Annotated in this window: 25 protein-coding genes, 1 pseudogene and 1 riboswitch; of the genes and pseudogenes, 11 read left to right on the forward strand and 15 right to left on the reverse strand. The window is 35.0% G+C overall.

Annotation, left to right across the window (positions count from 1 at the left end; genetic code table 11):
* Positions 1–167: 167 nt before the first annotated feature.
* Positions 168–692 carry an inorganic diphosphatase gene (gene ppa, locus ACEWB7_RS13935; protein WP_005225406.1) on the reverse strand — a complete coding sequence of 175 codons (525 nt, stop codon included), beginning with the start codon at positions 690–692 and terminating at the stop codon, positions 168–170.
* Between the two features lie 26 nt (positions 693–718).
* Complete coding sequence (crcB, locus tag ACEWB7_RS13940; protein WP_411580912.1) at positions 719–1,099, reverse strand: fluoride efflux transporter CrcB; 381 nt, start codon at positions 1,097–1,099, stop codon at positions 719–721.
* Between the two features lie 116 nt (positions 1,100–1,215).
* Positions 1,216–1,283, reverse strand: a riboswitch (Fluoride riboswitch).
* 198 nt (positions 1,284–1,481) lie between these two features.
* On the opposite strand from crcB, the gene ACEWB7_RS13945 reads away from it, so the two are divergent.
* Both ACEWB7_RS13945 and ACEWB7_RS13950 read left to right on the forward strand, forming a co-directional pair.
* Positions 1,482–1,691: a hypothetical protein gene (locus ACEWB7_RS13945; protein ID WP_004282305.1), complete on the forward strand. Its 210-nt coding sequence runs from the start codon at positions 1,482–1,484 to the stop codon at positions 1,689–1,691.
* A 251-nt stretch (positions 1,692–1,942) separates the two neighbouring features.
* Positions 1,943–3,397 (forward strand): SulP family inorganic anion transporter, encoded by a 1,455-nt coding sequence (locus tag ACEWB7_RS13950; protein ID WP_151819645.1) that lies wholly within the window; start codon positions 1,943–1,945, stop codon positions 3,395–3,397.
* Positions 3,398–3,679: 282 nt separating this feature from the next.
* Here the strand turns inward: ACEWB7_RS13950 and ACEWB7_RS13955 are convergent, their stop codons facing one another.
* From ACEWB7_RS13955 to mobQ, 3 genes are all read right to left on the reverse strand, one after another.
* Positions 3,680–4,216, reverse strand: coding sequence for a plasmid replication DNA-binding protein (locus ACEWB7_RS13955; protein WP_005249161.1), 537 nt, complete (start codon positions 4,214–4,216; stop codon positions 3,680–3,682).
* A 67-nt stretch (positions 4,217–4,283) separates the two neighbouring features.
* Entirely contained in the window at positions 4,284–5,207 is a 924-nt protein-coding gene (gene repM, locus ACEWB7_RS13960) for a replication initiation protein RepM (protein WP_004282204.1), read from the reverse strand.
* A gap of 526 nt (positions 5,208–5,733) precedes the next feature.
* A complete protein-coding gene (mobQ, locus tag ACEWB7_RS13965; RefSeq protein WP_411580913.1) occupies positions 5,734–7,170 on the reverse strand; it encodes a MobQ family relaxase in 1,437 nt (478 codons plus the stop codon).
* Between the two features lie 209 nt (positions 7,171–7,379).
* Between mobQ and ACEWB7_RS13970 the strand changes: the two genes are divergently transcribed.
* Complete coding sequence (locus ACEWB7_RS13970) at positions 7,380–7,646, forward strand: mobilization protein (protein WP_146048166.1); 267 nt, start codon at positions 7,380–7,382, stop codon at positions 7,644–7,646.
* A 17-nt stretch (positions 7,647–7,663) separates the two neighbouring features.
* Positions 7,664–8,095: a hypothetical protein gene (locus ACEWB7_RS13975; protein WP_004811826.1), complete on the forward strand. Its 432-nt coding sequence runs from the start codon at positions 7,664–7,666 to the stop codon at positions 8,093–8,095.
* A 67-nt stretch (positions 8,096–8,162) separates the two neighbouring features.
* Here the strand turns inward: ACEWB7_RS13975 and ACEWB7_RS13980 are convergent, their stop codons facing one another.
* The 5 genes from ACEWB7_RS13980 to repM (ACEWB7_RS14000) all read right to left on the reverse strand — a co-directional run bounded on the left by ACEWB7_RS13980 (position 8,163) and on the right by repM (ACEWB7_RS14000) (position 12,173).
* Positions 8,163–8,447 carry a hypothetical protein gene (locus ACEWB7_RS13980; RefSeq protein ID WP_004811823.1) on the reverse strand — a complete coding sequence of 95 codons (285 nt, stop codon included), beginning with the start codon at positions 8,445–8,447 and terminating at the stop codon, positions 8,163–8,165.
* Positions 8,448–8,558: 111 nt separating this feature from the next.
* Entirely contained in the window at positions 8,559–8,939 is a 381-nt protein-coding gene (locus ACEWB7_RS13985) for a hypothetical protein (protein ID WP_004811821.1), read from the reverse strand.
* 100 nt (positions 8,940–9,039) lie between these two features.
* Positions 9,040–9,348: a hypothetical protein gene (locus ACEWB7_RS13990; RefSeq protein ID WP_004811820.1), complete on the reverse strand. Its 309-nt coding sequence runs from the start codon at positions 9,346–9,348 to the stop codon at positions 9,040–9,042.
* Between the two features lie 1,286 nt (positions 9,349–10,634).
* Positions 10,635–11,165, reverse strand: a complete 531-nt coding sequence (locus tag ACEWB7_RS13995) for a plasmid replication DNA-binding protein (protein WP_262738915.1) — start codon at positions 11,163–11,165, stop codon at positions 10,635–10,637.
* A gap of 78 nt (positions 11,166–11,243) precedes the next feature.
* A complete protein-coding gene (gene repM / locus ACEWB7_RS14000) occupies positions 11,244–12,173 on the reverse strand; it encodes a replication initiation protein RepM (RefSeq protein WP_005065049.1) in 930 nt (309 codons plus the stop codon).
* A 728-nt stretch (positions 12,174–12,901) separates the two neighbouring features.
* Here repM (ACEWB7_RS14000) and ACEWB7_RS14005 point away from each other — a divergent pair.
* Both ACEWB7_RS14005 and ACEWB7_RS14010 read left to right on the forward strand, forming a co-directional pair.
* A pseudogene (locus tag ACEWB7_RS14005) lies at positions 12,902–13,087 on the forward strand (hypothetical protein).
* Positions 13,088–13,613: 526 nt separating this feature from the next.
* Positions 13,614–13,799 carry a hypothetical protein gene (locus tag ACEWB7_RS14010; protein ID WP_262738916.1) on the forward strand — a complete coding sequence of 62 codons (186 nt, stop codon included), beginning with the start codon at positions 13,614–13,616 and terminating at the stop codon, positions 13,797–13,799.
* An 871-nt stretch (positions 13,800–14,670) separates the two neighbouring features.
* Here the strand turns inward: ACEWB7_RS14010 and ACEWB7_RS14015 are convergent.
* Positions 14,671–15,132 (reverse strand): DIP1984 family protein, encoded by a 462-nt coding sequence (locus tag ACEWB7_RS14015; protein WP_004781077.1) that lies wholly within the window; start codon positions 15,130–15,132, stop codon positions 14,671–14,673.
* A gap of 237 nt (positions 15,133–15,369) precedes the next feature.
* Between ACEWB7_RS14015 and ACEWB7_RS14020 the strand changes: the two genes are divergently transcribed.
* On the forward strand, positions 15,370–15,759 hold the full coding sequence (locus tag ACEWB7_RS14020; protein ID WP_262738952.1) for a tautomerase family protein: 390 nt from the start codon (positions 15,370–15,372) through the stop codon (positions 15,757–15,759).
* 71 nt (positions 15,760–15,830) lie between these two features.
* Here the strand turns inward: ACEWB7_RS14020 and ACEWB7_RS14025 are convergent, their stop codons facing one another.
* The 4 genes from ACEWB7_RS14025 to ACEWB7_RS14040 form a co-directional block, all read right to left on the reverse strand.
* Positions 15,831–16,133, reverse strand: coding sequence for a helix-turn-helix domain-containing protein (locus tag ACEWB7_RS14025; protein ID WP_001140620.1), 303 nt, complete (start codon positions 16,131–16,133; stop codon positions 15,831–15,833).
* Positions 16,126–16,482, reverse strand: a complete 357-nt coding sequence (locus ACEWB7_RS14030; protein ID WP_262738951.1) for a type II toxin-antitoxin system RelE/ParE family toxin — start codon at positions 16,480–16,482, stop codon at positions 16,126–16,128. The genes ACEWB7_RS14025 and ACEWB7_RS14030 overlap by 8 nt, the downstream gene beginning before the upstream one ends.
* 520 nt (positions 16,483–17,002) lie before the next feature.
* Positions 17,003–17,320 carry a hypothetical protein gene (locus tag ACEWB7_RS14035; protein WP_348908115.1) on the reverse strand — a complete coding sequence of 106 codons (318 nt, stop codon included), beginning with the start codon at positions 17,318–17,320 and terminating at the stop codon, positions 17,003–17,005.
* A 234-nt stretch (positions 17,321–17,554) separates the two neighbouring features.
* Positions 17,555–17,896, reverse strand: a complete 342-nt coding sequence (locus ACEWB7_RS14040) for a hypothetical protein (RefSeq protein ID WP_104472901.1) — start codon at positions 17,894–17,896, stop codon at positions 17,555–17,557.
* Between the two features lie 227 nt (positions 17,897–18,123).
* On the opposite strand from ACEWB7_RS14040, the gene ACEWB7_RS14045 reads away from it, so the two are divergent.
* The 4 genes from ACEWB7_RS14045 to ACEWB7_RS14060 all read left to right on the forward strand — a co-directional run bounded on the left by ACEWB7_RS14045 (position 18,124) and on the right by ACEWB7_RS14060 (position 20,723).
* On the forward strand, positions 18,124–18,435 hold the full coding sequence (locus ACEWB7_RS14045; RefSeq protein WP_168370256.1) for a 3-hydroxybutyryl-CoA dehydrogenase: 312 nt from the start codon (positions 18,124–18,126) through the stop codon (positions 18,433–18,435).
* Between the two features lie 354 nt (positions 18,436–18,789).
* Entirely contained in the window at positions 18,790–19,326 is a 537-nt protein-coding gene (locus tag ACEWB7_RS14050; protein ID WP_411580914.1) for a porin family protein, read from the forward strand.
* Positions 19,327–19,475: 149 nt separating this feature from the next.
* Positions 19,476–19,904: a hypothetical protein gene (locus tag ACEWB7_RS14055; RefSeq protein ID WP_411580915.1), complete on the forward strand. Its 429-nt coding sequence runs from the start codon at positions 19,476–19,478 to the stop codon at positions 19,902–19,904.
* Positions 19,905–20,111: 207 nt separating this feature from the next.
* Positions 20,112–20,723, forward strand: a complete 612-nt coding sequence (locus ACEWB7_RS14060; protein WP_411580916.1) for a recombinase family protein — start codon at positions 20,112–20,114, stop codon at positions 20,721–20,723.
* Positions 20,724–20,760: the final 37 nt, after the last annotated feature.

The raw sequence follows: 20,760 nt of genomic DNA on the forward strand, positions 1-20,760 counted from the left end.
TTTTCGATGTAAGTTATGAATATATTTTACCTATTGGTAAAAATAAAGATATAAGACAAAAGATGAATACGTTAGGAATTCCGCGTAAAAACTACTAATTTCGTATAACCGCCATTATGTTAAATAGCATAAAAAGGGACCTCAGATTTGGGTCCCTTTTATCTAAATTATTTGTATGCTTGGATAGATTTTAGAATCTCCTGTCTGGCTTCTTCTACATTGCCCCAACCATTAAATTTCATCCATTTACCTTTTTCCAAGTCTTTATAATGTTCAAAGAAATGTTTCATTTGATCTAATTGAAGCTGAGGGAGGTCGCTCAGATCTTCAACATTGTTATATAGAGGTGTGAGCTTAGAATGAGGTACAGCAATGATCTTTGCATCAATACCGGCTTCATCTTCCATATACATGACTCCGACAGGTCTGCTGCGAATTACTGATCCTACAGCAACCGCATGGGGAGCTATTACAAATACATCTAAGGGATCACCATCCTCGCTTAATGTTTGAGGAATATAACCGTAATTGTACGGATATGACATTGCTGTACTTAGAAAGCGATCAACCAATAAAGCATCATATTCTTTATTCACTTCATACTTGATGGGTTTAGCATTTGCCGGGATTTCGATGATGCTATTAAAGTCATCTGGTGGATTAGTACCTGCTTTAACATTTTTAAAACTCATTGTTTTACCTTCTAATATTTAGATTATTAATGATTAGTGAAAAATTGATAGGAAAGTATTCCTAGTACTGTAAAGATTAATGAACCTATTACATGGATGGCTATTGTTGAGATAGCATATTCAAACTTTGAAGCTTGTAGCAACGCAACAATTTCAACTGAAAATGTTGAAAAGGTCGTTAAAGCACCGCAGAAGCCTGTCACAACGAATAACTTATAATTAGGGCTTATTGAGCTATTTGAAAAAAATGATACAGCTAATCCAATAATAAAAGCACCGATTAAGTTAACAATCACTGTCCCGAAAGGAATATTTTCAAATACGCTATTAAATCTTAGACTTATGCCCCAACGAAGCCAGTCACCGATTACAGAACCGAGAGCAATTGATAAAAGAGAAAGATACATGTCTGCTCCTAGTTATGAGCAGCAAAAGATATATAAATAAAGAACTTTATGACGGGAAAACATAGCGTAGCTCCATTTTGTAAAAGCAGAGCACGCGACTACGTACCCTGCTTGAGGGAAACGTAGGTATCATCAGCCAGAATTGGCGGTTTGTGTAAGGAGGATAGCCATCTCCTTTGAGTACTATTATTTAAAAATTGATTAGCTAATTCAACAACCTTCTATTATTAAAATACGTAAGTTTGATACTTTTTTATCTTTAGTTTAGTAAAACTTGAAACTTTTCATTTTTTCTATAATCTTTTTGGAAAGGGTGTCCAGCTAAGCTGAGGCAGGTGTTTGTTGTAGTCGGGCCGCTACAATATTGATAAAGAGCACCTGTATGTTTAATTTCAAGATTTTTAATAAAGTCTCTACGGAAGTATTGACGATCAAAAATGACCTTCAGCTTAATGCTGAGCTGCAATTAATTAATAAATATAAAACGGCTATTTCTGAAGATTATAAACAGGCTATTGTTTTGATCTTTAAAGAACGTGGCTATACACGTTTGGAAATAGGTCAATTACTTGGGGAGCTAAAAGCTTCATAAAATACCGATTAAACAAAGCTTGGATATAACATCCAGGCTTTATAAAAAAGTACCTAGCTGTTACCCTTGTCCTGATTTTTTTTTACTCTAAAAAGTTCCTTCATCTTATGACACTTACGCCACCTTAAGTTTATTTACCGTCTTAAATCTGTAAATAACTCATCACTGTCTAGTGATGTGGTGTAGTCGCTTGTGTGTTGTATATATCACATCACTAGCCTATCTGAAAAATTAAAAAACAGGCTATGTTTATGTTATCTAATGTCCGAGAACAGTGGTTCTCTAACATCCGTGGGGATGTACTTGCCGGATTAGTCGTCGGTCTTGCACTCATCCCTGAAGCCATCGCATTTTCAATTATTGCAGGTGTAGATCCTAAAGTCGGTCTATATGCATCCTTTTGTATTGCCGTCGTGATTTCTTTCGTAGGTGGTCGTCCTGCCATGATTTCAGCTGCCACCGGGGCTATGGCACTGCTTATGATCACATTGGTCAAAGAGCATGGGCTTGAATATCTGCTGGCAGCAACAATTTTGACAGGCGTGATTCAAATATTGGCAGGCTATTTAAAGCTTGCCAAGTTAATGCGGTTCGTATCTAAATCTGTGGTTATTGGATTCGTAAATGCGTTAGCGATCTTAATTTTTATGGCTCAGTTGCCTGAACTGATTAATGTGACTTGGCATGTATATGCTCTAGTTGCTTTAGGTTTGGCGATTATTTATCTCTTCCCTCTGGTTCCCAAATTAGGAAAATTACTCCCTTCTCCACTAGTCTGCATCATTGCAATCACATTATTGGCAATCGCTTTAGGAATTGATGTACGGACCGTGGGCGATATGGGGTCTTTACCTGACACACTTCCAATGTTCTTGATTCCAAATATTCCTTTGAATATTGAAACATTGATGATTATTTTGCCTTATTCAGTCGCACTGGCGGCTGTAGGTTTACTTGAATCGATGATGACAGCAACTATCGTGGATGAAATGACAGATACGCCAAGTGATAAATATCAGGAATGTAAGGGACAAGGGATTGCGAATATTGCTTCTGGCTTTATGGGTGGCATGGCCGGTTGTGCCATGATTGGCCAATCTATGATTAACGTAAAATCAGGCGGCCTTACACGCTTATCAACATTCTCTGCGGGTATTTTTCTTCTTATTCTGGTTGTATTTATTAGCGACTGGCTCAAAGTGATTCCAATGGCTGCATTGGTAGCGGTAATGATCATGGTCTCTATTAGTACTTTTGAATGGAGTTCTGTCACTCAGTTAAAAGATAATCCTAAGAGTAGTAATATCGTCATGATTGCGACAGTGATTGTAGTTGTTGCTACGCATAACTTGGCTCTAGGTGTATTAACGGGCGTATTGCTTTCAGCCTTGTTCTTGGCGAATAAACTTGAAAATGATATCCAGGTGACAGCTTCTTTTGAGGGAACGGCCCGTTTGTATGATTTGAGAGGTCAGATCTTCTTTAGTTCTTCTGAAAAATTCATGCAAGGTTTTGACTTTAAAGAGGATGTAAAGGATGTGATTATTGATTTGACCCATTCTCACATTTGGGACGTAACATCAGTCGCCATGCTTGATTCTGTTGTAAATAAATTTCAAAAGAATGGTGTGAATGTCACTGTGCGTGGCTTAAATGAAGCTAGCTCTATCATGATTGATAAGTATGGAACACATGCCAGAATCTAAGTGAAGGAGACTCTACATTTATGTAGAATCTCTAAAATTAACATAATACACCTTATACGAAATGCGTTATAATTCTCTTGAAAATTCAACGCTGTAGTTTCTAGTTGATAGCCCGAACATCCCTGTTCGGGCTTTTTTTGTGATTTTTCACGTTCCACGCCTATTATTTAAGCAATGTTTCACGACTTTATTCAGTTTTAATAAACATCATCCGGTTTTTTGAGGAGTCATTATTTCATGTGCTTGCACTGAAATTGGCTCATCAAAAAAGTGGAGTCCTGGTTAACCGTAAGGAAGGAAAAAACGACTCAGGAAGCCTCTCTTTTTAGGTGTAGGCTCAATATGTTCTGGAACAGGGATGCGTTTGTTCTCTGGAGTAGTCAATCCGTCATAGTTCGATTCAGTCTGTGGCCGAGAATCTGTTGCTATATCCTGTTCAGATTCATGATCGGTAAACGTAGTCATATTGGCTTTTGGAGTTTCCAGTAAGCGCTGCATGGCCTCAATCTGTTCTTGATAAAACGATTCACGTTCTAATGATTGATTTTCTCTCTGTATTGCCTGATTTAATTGTTTTTCCAGCATGTCAACTTGACGTTTTAGCAAGTCAACTTCTGTTAAGTTATGCCTACTAGTTGATTGACTTTGGTTGACACTAGAATTGCTTTTTTGTGGTTCCCCAAAAACTCTCAAGGCTTCTGAAAAGTCAATTAATCCATCCGATCCTTTTGATAAATTTCCTTTCTTTATATGGGCATATACAGCTTGTCTTGAATATCCATATAATTTCGCTAGTTCTGAAACTGACAGTTTTTTCATTATGTAAACCAGTTTTCAAATAGTGTTAATAGTTGATTGTTAACTTTACTATGTCAATTGACATCATTCATTGAAAGCCGACTTTTCGAAGTAATGGCATAAATTCTTTTAATTTATTTGGCTCTTGCAGCATGGTTACAATCCGAGCAGCAAACTGTTCATAGCTTTCATTACCTTGTGAAAGTTTAGCCATCTCAGGAAGTTCTGATAATTTACTAGCAAATAAATATCGTTGTGCATCAGTCAAATTGATTTTTAGCTCTTTGTCCTGACTAATGTCATTGGCTGTATTTGTTGCTGACTTTTTCTGTTTGAAGCTAAATGAAAAGCCCGTAATGGATCTGCCGGTTTTATGTTGTTCAACTTTGACATTAATATCGGTATGTTCATTTACTTGCTTTAATGCAATGTCTAAAACATATTTCTTAAAATCGTACATCCTTTTGTATTCAGTCTCGAGTACACCTATTTTTTGTCTGAAATCGTAGATAGTTATAAGAGGCGTTTTTCCGGTACTACGCCACGCAATCAATATTTCATATAAGCGAACAGCATAAGCACTCGTTAAATTGCTTATTTGCTGTATCTCATACTTTGTAAATTGTTCTTCTAATCGAGTTATTAAAGGCACAATAGCTGGAGCAAAAATAAGTCTAACGACAGCCTCATTATCAATATAAGCAACCTCGCTTACCCATCTTGACTTGTGATTAATGACATTACCTTTTTCACTAAGACTTTGATAACTGAATTGTCTTGCAAATAGGTCATCGCAAGCATCTTTTAAGGCTTGATAAGCAGTATTTCGATGTACACCAAATTGATTGATATAACTTTCAGCATGAACTGTTAATGGATCATTAGCATTTATCCCTTTACCTGATTCCCTGGCTTCAACGATAGCTAAAAGAATTAATCGTTGTTCTACTAGATCAAGGTTATAACTAGCATTAATTAAAGCGTTATCTTTGACAATTAGTTCGGTTTTCATATGAAAAATTTATATTTTTAAGTCAATAAGACGAGGTTATATTATCAACTCGCTTAATGCAAGGTAAACCTCGTTTTAATGCAAGGTAAACCTCGTTTTAATGCAAGGTAAACCTCGTTTTAATGCAAGGTAAACCTCGTTTTATAATCTCTCAAAGCCTTATAAATTCAGGTTTACAGGCTATCTAAAAGCATTTAAAAGCTTAAAAATAATTAAAAGCATATTTCATGAAAAATTGCCCTTGGTTTTCGCTCCGCTCAAACTCTATTGAATCTCGCTTTCGCTCGATTCGTCGGGGCAATTTTTGGTTCACGTTTTCGTGACTTTTAGAAAAAGCAAAAGCAACTCGGAATTCGCTTCGCTCATCAGCTTTTTTTTCTCGCTACGCTCGGTTTAGGAATCCAACTTGGAAAGTTCGCACCCATACGGGATGCTCTGCCATGCAGGTGATTGATGGATAGGGAGCTTGTAATCAGGGAAAGGGATGGGCAAATTTTCTCAGTTCGCTCGTAGACACTCGCTCTGTTTAGCGACTCATGCCACGAGATTTCATTTTAGGAGCTTGTTGCTGTGCTTTGAGCTGTTGTTCTTGTCTGAGTTTCATCTGTTGTTCTGCTTTGATCTCATCCACACATTTTTTAATGACTTGATAGGATGGGTATAGAGTCTGGTATTGCTTGGCTTTGGCCGGATGTTGTTGTTGGTACTGCTTCCAGGCATGTTCTTTGAATTTTTCATTTTCCAATAAATCCTTCACACCATGTTTTTTCTGGTGTTCATGCTGACCTTTCAGTTTTTTGTGTTCTTGGTAAATCGCATCACGTTGGGCTTCCCAGGCTTTTTTTCCAAACAGTAAGGGTTTGTTCTGGGTTAATTCGTTGTGTTGATCGACCAAGCTTTGCAATTTGTCATGACTTTGCTTGAGTCCGCTTTTCACGATCTCCTGGGCAAGGTGCTGATTGAACTCGTTTTGATGTTTGTGGTGCTTGGTCAGGTTTATTTCGGCTTGTTTGAGATTGCGCTGCATAAAATCCAGGTCTAGATTCGCGTCTTTTGCGCTGATTTCGCGATTTAGCACTTTACCAAGGGTTTCCCTCTGTTTTTCCTCAAATAGGGCTTTTTCGTCAATTGGTGACGTTTTAGCGCTATTTTTGATTTGGGTCTGCTGTTCAGTTTTCAGTGTGCTGAGTTTTATCTCATTTTCAGCAATCAGCAGATCCATATTTTTGCCGTATTGCAGCTGCGCCTGATTTCTCTGTTTGATTTCATCATTACTACGGCTGATTTCGGTCTCAATCCCTTTTCGGCGCAGTTCGGTGACTTTCGGTCCTTCGTGCAGGGTGGCTTCCAGGCCATTCTCCTGGTCTTTGTAGCTGCGGTGGTCGACTCGGGCGGTGTATCCGGCTAGATCCAGGTGCATATTGCAGATATCGGCAAAGTGTTCGCGCCAGTGTTCGATTTCTCCACTGTGTTTCTGATCGAGTTCCCGGGTTTTCTCTGTAAAACCTTCTGGCGTAAGTTTACGTGTGCTCATTAGGATATGGGCGTGATAATTGCGCTCATCACTGCCGGATCCGGTATGCGGTGCATGAATACAGGCATCGACTGCTACCTGATGTCTTTCCACGATGCTGGCACATAATTCTTCGAGCATGGCCAGACGTTGTTCCTGGTTCAGTTCACTTGGAAAGGCAATTTCAAATTCCCTGGCGACTGTCGAGTTTTTTCGGGTTTCCCGTTGTTCAACTTCGTTCCAGAGTTTTTCTCGATTCTTTAAATGCTCTGGTGCGCCTTCGGGTAAATAAATTTCTTTGTATTCCACACCGGTTTTTCGGCTGTAGTCATGTTCTCGGCCTTCACGTTCACAATAGATCTTTTCACCTGCCCGATAGGCAATCGCAGCAGTGGCGGAACGTCCTGCTGATCGTGCTACGGTTTTGACTGAAAAGTGGTAAATCGCCATGCCTGTTTTTCGCTTTTAAATTTTCACGTAGTGAAATACAACCGTGAATACGGTTGTCGGGGTATTGGGGAGACCCCAATCGTACTTGCAAACGAAGTTTGCATAAGTGCGCTCTTCGAGGAAAACATTACTATACATATAGCACCTTGAATGCATATTCAAGTGCGCTTATGTTAGGGATGGTTTCCCAGGATGATGGTATTGGATTAATGAGCGTTACTGAAACACTAGACAGCAAAATTAAAGCCCAGGAAGAAAAGCTGAAACAGCTCAAAGCTCAAAGACAGGCAGCACTAGCAAGAGAACGAGTCAAAGAGAAAGAACAGGCTCGAAAGGATGATACTAGACGCAAAATTTTAATTGGATCCTGTATGCTAAAAATCACTGAAGATGATGAACAAGCCAGAGCTAAACTAATTGCTCAGATGGATAAGTATTTAACGGATGAGCGTGACCGAAAGCTTTTTAATCTATAAATTTTGAGAGATGAGTAGTGGAAGATCCAACACTTAATGAGTTAATACGTAATACAGAATTATTCTTTGAACATCACTGGAATGTAGGTCTATTAGGAAAGCCTCCTGAATGGTCACCAGTACATTTTAATTTTGGAAAAATTCCTAATTACGATAAACAAGGTGTATATGCGTTTATCAAAGGAGATTTAGTGACTTATATCGGTGTTGGGACTTCTAGAGGTGCTGGCCGTTATCGTGGTAATGGCTTAAGCGCCAGGGTAATGAAATATTGCCGATGGAATGAAGATAAAACTGAATATATTGCGATAGATCCAAGACTGAAAGATGCTGGATCCATCATTACAATAGGCTTTGAACGTGATACGGCTTATTTAGCAAATGCCTTAGAAGTTTTTCTTATCTCTAAAATCCAACCTGTCCACAATGTGGTTAAAGTTGGTATGTAATTTCGCATAAGAGATTTTATGTTAAATAAAACTTCTGTATTAAGGCTCTGCACAAAAAAGAAATTATTTAATCCTTACTTAAATTAATTACATTTCCACATACCATTCCTGTGGCTGAAAAACTTCCTTTATTAAGCACATCCTTACAAACCATGCCATTAACAATTGCTGTACCTTGAGGATCAATATAAAGATTCTCAACGACCATTCCATGAATAACAGCTGTACCACCAGCTTGAATATATAGGTTTCTAGTAATTTGCCCATGAAGAGTTAAAAAGCCGCCTTTTAAGATAGTAACGTCTTGATCGATTTTTTCATGAATTATTAAATTATTTTCTATATTTAACATACGGTTATTAATTCCTTAATTAACTATTATTTACTTCATAATGCAGAACAGCAAGGTAATACCTTGCTGTTCTGGGATCGTTTATTTTTATGGAATAAAAGGTATCATATTTTAAGCATGTTTCAGCTCTTTAAGTTGTGCTTCCATTAGTTCTACTTGACGTTGTAACTCTCTTTTTTGCGCTACAACATCATTAAATTTTTTTCTATTTTCAGCATCTACAAATCTTTGAAGAATCTCACGAGATAATGCTTGATATCCGATACCTTCTACTTCACCGATATTTTTTAAATCCTCTATTAATGTCGATGGTAAACGTATAGATATCATCTGCATTTTTTGTGAAGTTCTATTATTCAAGAGATTTTTAAGCTTTTTAGACATGCCTTTAGCCTTCACAAATGACTCGTCGGCCCCTAGATTTCTAGACTCCCACTGAGCAACATCTTCAAAGATGTTATCTTGAGTGTTTGCAGCTTTGTCTTGTTTCATAACTTTACTCTAATTATTAATTTACAATCTATTGAGATTGCATCTACTTCAATATGTAGATGAGTTAAGGGGGGAATCCCCCCACTAACGCGTTGTGGCATTAAGCATATTTGTTGAAGATTCGAACTTCTTCTGCATTAGGCTCGTATGCCGTTTTAACAAAGATAATGTTTTTATCTTCGTCAAATATATAGCAAATTTTAAGGGACCTACCTTTTCGAGTTTGGCTAATAAACCATTCCGTAGGTGGATGCGATTTATGCCGGTCTCGTGTATCTATCAGGGTTCTTCCATCACTATTATCAAAAGCTTCATAGACTTCTTCAATTGTGACCCCATGCTTCTCATCCAGTTTCTGTAGAATCTGATCAGAGAAGCGAAATTCTAATTCGGGTTCATCACATGACACTTTGTATACTCCATATTCTAAAGTTATAAACGATCCGTGTATATACGTTTTATTGTTAAATACATACACAAACTGTTATATGGTGATGATTTTATGTTATTCAAGGCATAAAAATTAAAAAAAATGTATATACACTTAAAAGTTTAAAAAATAAAAAACCCCGGCATCCTGCCGGGGTTTTTCATCGTTGCTGATTGTGCTTTTGTACCCTCTGGTCCATGTGCAATAACTTATAATTCTTGTTTTATGTTATGGAACTTCCTGTTCCTGATGAGTTCATCATAGGAAAATTCCAGTATGCCGCATAGCAGCAAAGGGCCGAGTTTCATGTGAGCCAAAGCGTACAAAATAGCCTAAATTTTATCCCCAGCAATTGGGGATAGTTTTCAACCTGGAAGAATTGAGAACATTGGAAAAATGCTAAAATTGATTACTTTTTAAACAAATTTATTGGCAAGAACTATCAAAACCGCTCATAAAAAAGCCGACTTGTTTCCAAGTCAGCTTTTCGACATCGTCGAGCATTATCACTATAACACAAGTATTTGATTTTTATGTGTTTAAAATATGCATTTCGTATAACGCCCATTATGTTAAATAGATTAAAATTGAGTCATTTATCTGAAAGGATTTTTAAGATATTCCTTCAACATAGAAATAATTAATAGTGTACTAATCAAAACTAGAACTGCTATAAGAATCCAAAACATACAAACCACAAATATTAAACATTAATAACACAATAATAATAATATTTTTCTGAGCATTAAGTAACTGATATTTAGATTATTTAATAAGTTCAGGCTTTTGTTGAGTTTTAATTAACAGTAAATTTTTTCTAATTGGTATAGAATTTAGAAGTAGTAAGCTATTTAATTGTTTCTTATGGAAAAAAGTAAAGAATCTTTATCTGAGAAAAGGTGAGCACAAATTTATTTTGCAATCAATATTCATTTGTAGGGCTAAGTTTCAAAAGTGGACGAATGACCCACATCATTTACTTTAGGTTTCTTTTTTTTAATTTTAAGAAAAATAATTAAAACAGCAATCAATAAAATAAAGATCAGAAATTCCATAAGTATCCTTTAAAATTCTTTAGTTTTCTTAAAATTAATATAATACACCTTATACGAAATGCGTTATAATTCTCTTGAAAATTCAACGCTGTAGTTTCTTTTTTGCCCAACCTCCCCAAGGTGGGCTTTTTTTTTATGATTTTTCACGTTCCACGCTTATTATTCAATCAAAGTTTCACGACTTTATTCATATTAATTAAACAATCATGGTTAATCATAGGGTCTAAAAAAACGGCTCCAAAAGCCTCTTTTCTCAGGCTCTGGTTCAATGTGCTCTGGCACTGGAATCCGCTTATTTTCCCTCCGCTCTGGAGTAGTCAATCCGTCATGTTTAGCTTCTGCTGTGTCAGGTTCGGGATCTGGTTTGGCTATGCTGGGTTGCACTAATTCTTGATCGGTAAACGTAGTCATATTAGGTTTTGGGGCTTCTAATAGGCGTTGCATCGTTTCAATTTGGTTCTGATAGAAAGATTCCCGATCTTTGGCATCATCAAGCTGGTTTTTCAGCATGTCTATCTGCTGTCTAAGTAGTAAAACTTCTGCCGAATTTGGACTGTCTACTTTTACAGATTCTTTTACATCCTGTTTTTTTACAGGCTCTCCAAATACACGAATGGCTTCGGCTAAATCGATCTTGTTATCAGAATTTTTACTTAAAATTCCTTTCTTTATGTTGTTGTAAATCGTTTGTCTATTGATATTGTAAAGCTTAGAAAGCTCGAGAACTGTAAGGCTTTTCATGTTGTAAATCTATGCCTAAACCTGTCAAAAGTTGTTGTCTATTAGACTGTCTAATAGACAAATGATCAAGTTTAAATTTTAGGCAGGTGCAAAGCCAACTTTTTGAAGATAAGGGAATAATTCTTGGAATTTTTGATAATCTTGGAGCATTTCTGCAATGCGTATAGCAAATTGTTGGAAGCTTTCGGTGCCTTCTGAATATTGCCCCATCTCAGGTAATTCAGAAAGTTTGTTGGCAAAGAGATGACGTTGTTTATCACTCATTTTGGTGAAAAGGGCTAATGTATCCGTTCCCTTAATTACTTTGTCAGAGTTGGTTTTTTTCTGCTTAAAACTGAAAGAAAAACCGGAAATTGAACGTCCTTTTTTATGTTGTTCATATTTAGCCGTTATATCGGTTAACTCATTTACTTGCTTGAGGGCAAAATCTAAAACATACGTTTTAAAATTACTCATTGTTTTGTATTGATGAGCTTCGACACCAAGTTGTTGTCTAAAGATCGATAGATCAAAAATTGGCGTTTTACCAGCAGATCTCCATTGAATTAATAACTCGTATAACCGAATAGCATAAGAGCTAGTTAATCTCGAAACCTGCTCCAATTCATATTTAGTAAAGTTTTCTTCCAGTCGAGTTATGAGTGGAACAATGTCTTGCGTGAAACGTAGGAAAACGATCCCGGATTGAGGTTCATATCCAATTTTATCGACCCAACGACAGTGAAAGCTACGATCCTTACCAGTCTTAGGATTAATGTCATGATACGTGACATAGCGATCAAACAAGCTTTTAGATGCATCCCGAAGCACGGTATAAGCAGTGTGTTTCTCGACATTAAAGGTATTGATATAACTACTTGCATGTACTTCTAAAAGGCTATTTTCAGTTATCCCGTGCCCTGTTTCCCGAGCTTCAGCAATGGCTAATAGGATCAGCCTTTGTTCAACTGTATCTAGAGTATAGCTAGCTTGAATTAAAGCATTATCCTTTACGATTAATTCACTCATTTCTAATAATAAATTTATAATTAAACTAGGTTGTACAATAGACTATTTTAATTGAATTGTAAATCGACTTAATTTGGGGTCGATAAACCTAGTTTTAAGGTCGATAAACCTAGTTTTATGGGTCGATAAACCTAGTTTTATGGGTCGATAAACCTAGTTTTATGGGTCGATAAACCTAGTTTTATTAACTCTAAAACTATTATGAATAAAGGGTTACAGCTTACTTAAAAGCATTTAAAAGATTAAAAATAATTAAAAGCCCAAGTAAAGAAAAATTGCCCTTGGTTTTCGCTTCGCTCAAACTCTATTGAACTTCGCTTTCGCTCAGTTCGTCGGGGCAATTTTTTGGTGAATACTTACGTGACTTTAAAAAAAGCAAAAGCAACTCGGAATTCGCTACGCTCATAAAACTTTTTTACTCGCTACGCTCGGTCCAGGAGCAAATTTCTGCATGAAACTTACGCTTTCTTAGGCTAAAGAGGGCAAAAAAATGTTTTTCAGAAGGTCTAGGCGCAAATTTTGATAGTTCGCTCGTAGACACTCGCTCTATGCATCTATCTAAAGTCAAAATCCCTCTCTATTTCGCTCTCATTTGCGTTTTTTGAGCTATTTTCTGTTTTAGCCATGTAGATCTATATGTTTTTTAGGTAAAAGCTCTTAAATCGCATTGGAACGCTTTCTATGAAGCTTTTCATAATTAAAGTTTTGGGTTGAAATTTCTAACCTGGATGAATGGACAAAAAATTGATTTTTTACGTTTTTCTAAACCAGGAAATAAATACTTTTTCCCATGTAAAACCAAGCACTAGCCCTACGTCACTTTAGCCAATTTTCTAATCCAGGATCCGGCACATGCCGGGATTTTTTTGTCACACACCACGCATCTAACGATGACAACCCTCAAAGCCTTATAAAATAAGGCTTTCAAGTGATTTTATTTATAGTAAAAAGCTGAGTCACGAAAAGACAGTTTTTTAATATAAGTATTTGATATTTTGAATTAAAATTTGACTCAGGTATTTGGGCTTAAAAAATAAGAAAATTTAATACAAGATATTGATATTTATAATTAAATGGGGTGAGTCATTACTAAAATAAGAGGGTGAGTCACAAAAACTCAATAATTGATATTAAGTGTTTGAAAAATAATATAAATGAACTGAGTCATAAAACAATCATGAGGAGTCTAATAAAAAACGTCAATTTGGTCAGTTTAATGAATTAGATAAGGCATGCTCGTGTGGCTTCCTCGGCCTTTTAAAAAGCTTTCAATGAAAGATTTTTTAACCAAGTTTTTAAAGTCTAGAATTGAGTCCTTAATTTTAATATCAATAATTTATATTTCTATTTTCTACAAAAGTTTTCAAAATGGATCTTCTTCAATATTCAAGTTACGAAGTTTAAGAGAAGATAGTGAGAAATCTAATTCCAGGAATTGTAATGAGCACTCATCTCACCACTACGGCAAATACAATAATGTTTCCGAAGTCTTGCACCCTTTGTCAATCAAGGAAAAATGTACAGCTTTTTGCAGGACTCTTGGTATGCGATCAATGCCAGGAAAACATCAAGCTCATGAATCCAGATACATTCTCGACCAATGATGAGATTGAACAGAAAGCCTAGGATTAACCTGGGTTGCGTATAAGAGTTTTTATGTTAAATAATGGTTTTTATATGATCTAGTATTTCTAAATATAAGTGCAATTTTACTAAGGTTGCTTAGATGCTATGGAATCTAAATATCTAAATTGTTCATCCCCCTTTACTTCATTTTCATGTTTAATCACCGCTATTAGTAAAACTATGGTCATAGCCCCAGCTAGATAGGTGATCTTTTTTCTCATGATTTCCTTATAGTGAAATTCTTTTTGCTTATTTTATATAAATCATAAAATTGTGATATATACCAATCTGCTAGGCAACTTAGTCCTATTCCAAATAACCCAAAAAATCCGATATCTTTGTAAGCTTTAACCCACAAAAATTGGGGGATAGTTTTCGAAATAGAGTCTTTGAAAAAATAGTAAAAATCAATAAATACCTACTTTTTAAACTATTATCATTGAGAGAATATTACAAAGTTGCTTAAAAAAGCCGACTTGGAAACAAGTCGGCTTTTCGACATCGTCGAGCACATTTTTTATATCATAAATTTCCGATTTTTATAATTTTCAAAGTCTATCTTTCAGCTCTTTATACAACAAAGCCGAACTGAATTAAAAATAGAAATGTAGTTGAGCTGATGCTTGCTCATTTCTTTATTTTTAGTAATTGAGGTGAACATACTGTCAGTACATGGTAGTTATAAGTAACGTGTAACTTTGTTTGCACAAAGATTTGAGTTATGCCAAGTGATGGATTGATTTGTACTTAAAATTTTAAGCTTATCCACTTGCTTTGCAAGCCACTACACTTTATTTACAATCCTATGTTGTGGAAGTAAGGGATCTTGTACTCGCCCAGTATGTTCAACTTGATTATATCTAAAGGACTATTAGGCTTCAATCAAATCAATTTTCCAATTATTCGACTGAATTAACACGTTTAAATCACGTAATTTAAGACTAATATCATCAGCTTGTTTTTGTAATGATGAAACTGGAATAACTTTATGCCACTTTATTTCCCGCGTACTATAACGATCAGATTCACGAGATGTATTACTTATTGCTGCAGTTAGGGTTTTGTGCTGTTCTACAAATTCATCACGCAAAGTCAATAAAGCAAGTAGAGAACGGCCATCATCTAATTTTGTTAAAGCATTAGTTTTATGAATTGCATAACTTAATTTTTGAAATTCTTGAATTAAAGAAAATACTTGTTTTAGTAGTTCATTTGGATCTTCAGATGGTTGATCACCATCTTGTACCAATACATTTGCATTGATACGTTGTTTTAGTGAAATAATTTTTTTTTGTTGATCACTTCGAAGTAAGAGAGCTTCTGCTAATTTCATTTTTCACCTATTAACCAATTAGAATTAAGTTTTAAACAGCTTATATCCTCATTCTTTAAAGATCAAAAAAATTGCTTTTTTATCTAACTAAAAGGTGTCTACAAAATCGGTAGCTATTCATTTTTTAAATTTTAAGCCTAGACCAGAGTCTAGGTTTTTTCATTTCGTATAACAGCCATTATCTTAAATGGGAGGGGGAGATTAAGCTAAAATTAGGGTTTTAATTTAGAGAAAGTAATGTCTCAGATAAAAATTTATGCTTTAGATGAAACTATAGAATTACATCGTGATAATTTAAGTAAAGCTATCCATCAGGCTTTAGTTAAAGAATTAAAATACCCTGAAGAAAAAAGGTTTCAACGTTTTATTCCACTAGAATCCAAAAATTTTATATATCCAGCAGACCGCAGTGCATCTTATATAATTATTGAAATTTTTATGTTCGATGGACGAACAAAAGAGACTAAAAAAGCATTTATTAAGACTCTATTCGAAAATATAAACAATCTATGCGGTATTGATTCAAATGATGTTGAGATAACTATATTTGAAACTCCTAAAGAAAACTGGGGAATTAGAGGGGAAAATGCGGATGAACTACAGTTAAATTATAAGGTAAATGTTTAAATTTCCTAAAATTAACATAATAGACGTTATACGAATCTAAAAATGGGAGCCTATAGCTCCCATTTTTATTGTTAAACGTTGAATCCTATATGTTTTCCTGTTGGAAGCTCTACATCAATACGGAGCTTCCCACCCATTGCCTCAACATACTTTTTCATGGTTGAAATCTTAAGATCATTGCCACGATTTTCTATTGCTGAAAGCGATGGCTGTTTTATTCCCAAAGTTTCAGCAAGCTCTTTTTGAGAAATTTCGAGTTCTTCACGAATAAGATGAAGCTGATTTTCTAGCAGTAATTCATCTGCCATTTTTTGAATACGGGCTTGGCTCTCTGGAGAGCGGCTAGCTAACAATTCTTGCAGAGTCTTAGCCATTAGATTTATCTCCTAGGGTGGTGAGATGAAGTTGGTATTGTTCATCTGCAATATTCAGCATGTCTTTATAAAAACGCTTTTTACCGCCTTTATCAGCAATACATAGAACAATAGCCTGTCGTAAGGGATCAAATGCGAAGAAAGCTCTTAAGGGTCTACCGCGATGTTGAACACGCAGTTCTTTCATATTGGTAAATTTAGACTCATACACAGTATCTACTAAAGGACGGCCTAAACTCGGTCCCTGCTGCTGTAGAACAACCAGGGCAGCTAGGACCTTCTCTTGTGTAGGTTCATCTTGCTGTTCAAGCCACTGATTAAATAGATCTGTCGTAATGACTGTCCACATACCACAACCAAAATATAGATTATAGTCTATATTTTAGGGGCATTATGTTTGTTTTGCAAATGAGAAAGGATAGGCAATAAAAAACCCCGGCATCCTGCCGGGGTTTTTTATCGTTGCTGATTGTGCTGTTGTACCCTCTGGTCCATGCGCAATAACTTATAATTTTTGTTTTATGTTATGGAACATCCTGTTCCTGATGACTTGATCATAGGAAAATTCTACTGTTCCAGATAGCCGCAAAGGGCCGAGATTGATGTGAGCCTAAGCGTACAAAATAGCCTAAATTTTATCCACAGCAATTGGGGATAGTTTCGGACATTGAGGCATTGATAAAATTTGAAAAATCTCAAAATTGACTATTTTTTAAACAATTTTATTGGCAAGAAGTATCAAAACTGCTCATAAAAAAGCCGACTTGTTTCAAAATCGGATTTTTGGGCATTTTTGGATTTTTACCATTTAAATAAATATCTGATATTTAAATTAATATACAAATGTACTTCGTATAACCACCATTATGTTAAATGGAGTGTTTATGAGAGATTAATAGTCTATTTTTGTTTGAGATTGAAGTATATTTAAAAAAGTTAAGTTGTTTTTTTAAATGCATAACTTCATCTTTTAGTTTTTTGATTTGTTGCTCTCTTTCGTCCTGTATAGAGTAAGTAAGTTCACCAAATTTTCTAACTAACTGACTGTATTCAATCAATTTATTGTAGTCAAGTTCGAAATCTCCGCTTTTTATATATTTAAGTATAGTCGAGCGAGGTTTTTTATACGCTATAGCGGCATCACTGATCGAAAATTTTTTTAAAAAATGATGATGTTTACCTAGCATACTATTTCACTTAAGGCATTATTAATTTGGTATACATATGTTAATAAAATTAACACATACAAGATATAAGTCTTTAATCATTATTGGTTAATAATCGAACGTTTACTTTACACATGCCCTACTCTGATAATTTTTCTATTATTAAATCAATATGCTTTTAAAAATTTATATTATTAACATAATACGGATTATACGAAGCCCCGATCTAAGATCTGGGCTTTATTTATTTCTACCTTACATTTCAACAAGTATTGATTCGCCTGTAGAACAGTCTCCATTACGCCATTGCCAATTTTCAATTAACTTAATTTTTCCATTGGCTTGGATCTCAATCTCAGTATTACATTCACCTATACGTAATTCATTCATCTCATTGATGTGGTGGTATGCCATAGTGAAAGTTTTTTCAGAAGTCATGAAACCTAGTAAATGTCCATTGGTAATACTGCCACCAGAATAGGTAGCTTCTATACGCTCACCTACTTGGTAATAATTAAAAATAGTCTCGTGAGATACTTCTCCATTAGATGTATTTTTAGCATTTACAAATTTTTTATTATTTAGATTTAAGTTCATTTCTACTCTTTAATTTCCCTAAAATTAACATAATACACGTTATGCGAAATTAGAAAAATGAGTTTATTGCACTGATATTTATATGTTTTTTGAATTTTAGACCTGGGTTGGTGCCCAGGTTTTTTTATTGCGTATAACAGCCATTATGTTAAATGAAGTAAAATTCTATAGATTTTAATATCCATAGAAATCTTTTAGTATTTATTTTTAAAATGAAATTTCCCATTATGAGAAAACCAATAATTTTTTCGATATTATTACTAATTTGTTCCTTTTCATATGCGGATGACAATGAACAATGTGATGGAATTGCATATGCAGCAGACACCTTGATGACTTTTCATCAAATGGGTTCAGACGTAGAAAAAGCTAAAAGTATTTATAGCAACCTCTTCAAAGAGGAAGGTGAAATTTTCAATCAGATAGTAGATGAAGTAAAGAAATCACCTATCTATACCAAAGAGGAAGAAGCAGAAAAAGCTATAGAAGATTTTAAAAATAAATGGAAAAACTATTGTATAGAAAACAATATAAAATGATTCGCAATTGAATTGATGATCTGCATAGTGATTCTAAAAATTTCCTAAAATTAACATAATACACGTTATGCGAAATTAGAAAATTGAGTTTATTGCACTGATATTTATCTGTTTTTTAAATTTTAGACCTGGGTTGGTGCCCAGGTTTTTTTATTGCGTATAACCACCATTATGTTAAATAGAAAATTTCTAGAAATAATAGAAAAGATTATTTATTAATCAATAAATCAAAAACTATCTTACTAATTGGTATAAATTTATTGCAAATTTTTATTTATATTTCCAATATATGCAAATCCTTTAAATCAATGATTTATAGGTTTTTATATAACTTCAATATTCATGAGATATACAATGAAAAAACTGCTTTTGGTATCACTTCTTGGGGCTGTTGCAGCAACTACGGCAAATGCTGGTAATACAACAATTCAGCCATATGTAGGTGCTGGCTATACATTTTTAAATAACGATGATGTTGATGTACATTTTCTAGGCCTGAATGGTGGTTTGCAATTGAATGAATATGTTGGTGCTGAAGTATTCTGGAATAAATCTGTGAATGACATCGAGTTCGATGGCGATTTAGAAGAACTTGGTGTAAGAACTGATGCCGATGTTCAATACTATGGTATTGGCTTAACAGCTAAATATCCTTTAGCAAATAACTTCTATGCTAAAGGTATGGCTGGTTATGCACGTGTTGACCTGGATGTAGATGCTACTTATCAAGGTTATACAGTTTCAACTAGCGAAGATGATTCAGGTTTAATCATTCAGGCTGGAGCTGGCTATAACTTCACTCCAAACTTGGCTGCAGAAGTAGCTTATACACACGTTAATGCGTTTGATGGCTTTAATGGTGTAAATGCTCAATTAAAATATAACTTCTAATTTGTTGAGTAAAAGAGCGAGGTGAAAATCCTCGCTTTTTTTTGGAAATTCGTACGGTAATACCTCCATTATGTTAAATAGAAACCAAAAACCTCCAAGAAAATCATTATAGTATTAATATTTATTGAGTAGATAAGAGAATTAAATTAGTGAAATACTCAAATGAAAGAATAGTAAAAGCTCTCTTACTTTCTCCTTTACCACTACTTTTTTTCACAGCAGTCCTGTTTATCGTAATGAATCAGGAATACAGCCTATACTCGATTTTAGTGGTTCTTGTAGGGCACGGTCTTGTCTACTTGGCTTATTGTATTTTGACTGTACCTTTCAGCTTCATATTCTCAATTCTTTTAAATCGTTATAACAGTCTTAATTTATTAACTATCTGTATTGCCTCTATAATTATTGCTACTCCATTTTTTATTCTTTTTGGATGGAGTCACACAGGAGAAATTTCGAAAGAGTGGTGGAAGATGTATACAGATACATGGACTATCTTTATGGCTCTATTTCCTGGCTTATGTTATTGGCTATTTCTGATTAACCTAAAAGATAAGAAATCAAAGAATATTGAATAAACCATTGCATAGAGATTCTTAAATTTCCCTAAAATTAACATAATACACGTTATACGAATTCCCAAGGCATGGCTTTTAGTCATGCTTTTTTTATCAAAAGAGTATAGCTGAATGATAGCGAGCCAAATCGCATACAATATCTATCATTAGACTTAATGCAATAATTAAATGATGTTGTTATCATTAATCTAATAGAATTAAGATTAAATGATAGAAATGAATACACGTATTTATCTACGAGCTTCAACTAAAGATCAAGATGCAAAAAGGGCTTTGCAGATTCTTCAGGATCTAAACCAAAACTTGAATTTGGGTGAAACCATTGTGTACGTGGAAAACTATAGTGGTACGAAGTTAGACCGACCTGAATTGAATAAGCTGCTATCAGAAGCAAATCAAGGTGACACCTTGTTAGTTGAAAGTATTGACCGCTTATCACGCCTAACCCAACGAGATTTTCAAGAGCTGAAGCGCAGGATTCAGGAGAAAGGACTTCGGTTAATTGTGGCAGATCTTCCTACTACCTACCAAATGATTCAAACCAGTGACAGCATTACTCATTCAATCCTAGAACTCATTAATAATATGTTGATTGATCTCCTGGCAACAATGGCTCGCCTAGACAATGAGAAACGTATAGAACGTATTAAGCAGGGCCTGGCACGCTCGGGTTACAAGCCAACAGGTAAGAAAGCCAATGAGGCTAAGCACAAACGAATAAAAGAATTACTAGCAGCTGGCAATATGACTAAGGAAGAAATTGCCAAAGCAGTGAATTGTGGAGTTGCAACTGTTTATCGAGTTGCTAAAGTCATTTAAAAAGGCTTGTATCAGTGCTTCCCTTATGTCATATCTA

The sequence above is a fragment of the Acinetobacter sp. NIOH-H-8 genome, assembly GCF_046635365.1.
GTDB lineage: Bacteria > Pseudomonadota > Gammaproteobacteria > Pseudomonadales > Moraxellaceae > Acinetobacter.

Coding starts and splice junctions, on each gene's coding strand:
- ppa (WP_005225406.1), bottom strand. CDS start 692: ATGAGTTTTAAAAATGTTAAAGCAGGTACTAATCCACCAGATGACTTT.
- crcB (WP_411580912.1), bottom strand. CDS start 1,099: ATGTATCTTTCTCTTTTATCAATTGCTCTCGGTTCTGTAATCGGTGAC.
- ACEWB7_RS13945 (WP_004282305.1), top strand. CDS start 1,482: ATGTTTAATTTCAAGATTTTTAATAAAGTCTCTACGGAAGTATTGACG.
- ACEWB7_RS13950 (WP_151819645.1), top strand. CDS start 1,943: ATGTTATCTAATGTCCGAGAACAGTGGTTCTCTAACATCCGTGGGGAT.
- ACEWB7_RS13955 (WP_005249161.1), bottom strand. CDS start 4,216: ATGAAAAAACTGTCAGTTTCAGAACTAGCGAAATTATATGGATATTCA.
- repM (WP_004282204.1), bottom strand. CDS start 5,207: ATGAAAACCGAACTAATTGTCAAAGATAACGCTTTAATTAATGCTAGT.
- mobQ (WP_411580913.1), bottom strand. CDS start 7,170: ATGGCGATTTACCACTTTTCAGTCAAAACCGTAGCACGATCAGCAGGA.
- ACEWB7_RS13970 (WP_146048166.1), top strand. CDS start 7,380: ATGAGCGTTACTGAAACACTAGACAGCAAAATTAAAGCCCAGGAAGAA.
- ACEWB7_RS13980 (WP_004811823.1), bottom strand. CDS start 8,447: ATGTTAAATATAGAAAATAATTTAATAATTCATGAAAAAATCGATCAA.
- ACEWB7_RS13985 (WP_004811821.1), bottom strand. CDS start 8,939: ATGAAACAAGACAAAGCTGCAAACACTCAAGATAACATCTTTGAAGAT.
- ACEWB7_RS13995 (WP_262738915.1), bottom strand. CDS start 11,165: ATGAAAAGCCTTACAGTTCTCGAGCTTTCTAAGCTTTACAATATCAAT.
- repM (WP_005065049.1), bottom strand. CDS start 12,173: ATGAGTGAATTAATCGTAAAGGATAATGCTTTAATTCAAGCTAGCTAT.
- ACEWB7_RS14010 (WP_262738916.1), top strand. CDS start 13,614: ATGAGCACTCATCTCACCACTACGGCAAATACAATAATGTTTCCGAAG.
- ACEWB7_RS14015 (WP_004781077.1), bottom strand. CDS start 15,132: ATGAAATTAGCAGAAGCTCTCTTACTTCGAAGTGATCAACAAAAAAAA.
- ACEWB7_RS14020 (WP_262738952.1), top strand. CDS start 15,370: ATGTCTCAGATAAAAATTTATGCTTTAGATGAAACTATAGAATTACAT.
- ACEWB7_RS14025 (WP_001140620.1), bottom strand. CDS start 16,133: ATGGCTAAGACTCTGCAAGAATTGTTAGCTAGCCGCTCTCCAGAGAGC.
- ACEWB7_RS14030 (WP_262738951.1), bottom strand. CDS start 16,482: ATGTGGACAGTCATTACGACAGATCTATTTAATCAGTGGCTTGAACAG.
- ACEWB7_RS14035 (WP_348908115.1), bottom strand. CDS start 17,320: ATGCTAGGTAAACATCATCATTTTTTAAAAAAATTTTCGATCAGTGAT.
- ACEWB7_RS14040 (WP_104472901.1), bottom strand. CDS start 17,896: ATGAACTTAAATCTAAATAATAAAAAATTTGTAAATGCTAAAAATACA.
- ACEWB7_RS14045 (WP_168370256.1), top strand. CDS start 18,124: ATGAGAAAACCAATAATTTTTTCGATATTATTACTAATTTGTTCCTTT.
- ACEWB7_RS14050 (WP_411580914.1), top strand. CDS start 18,790: ATGAAAAAACTGCTTTTGGTATCACTTCTTGGGGCTGTTGCAGCAACT.
- ACEWB7_RS14060 (WP_411580916.1), top strand. CDS start 20,112: ATGATAGAAATGAATACACGTATTTATCTACGAGCTTCAACTAAAGAT.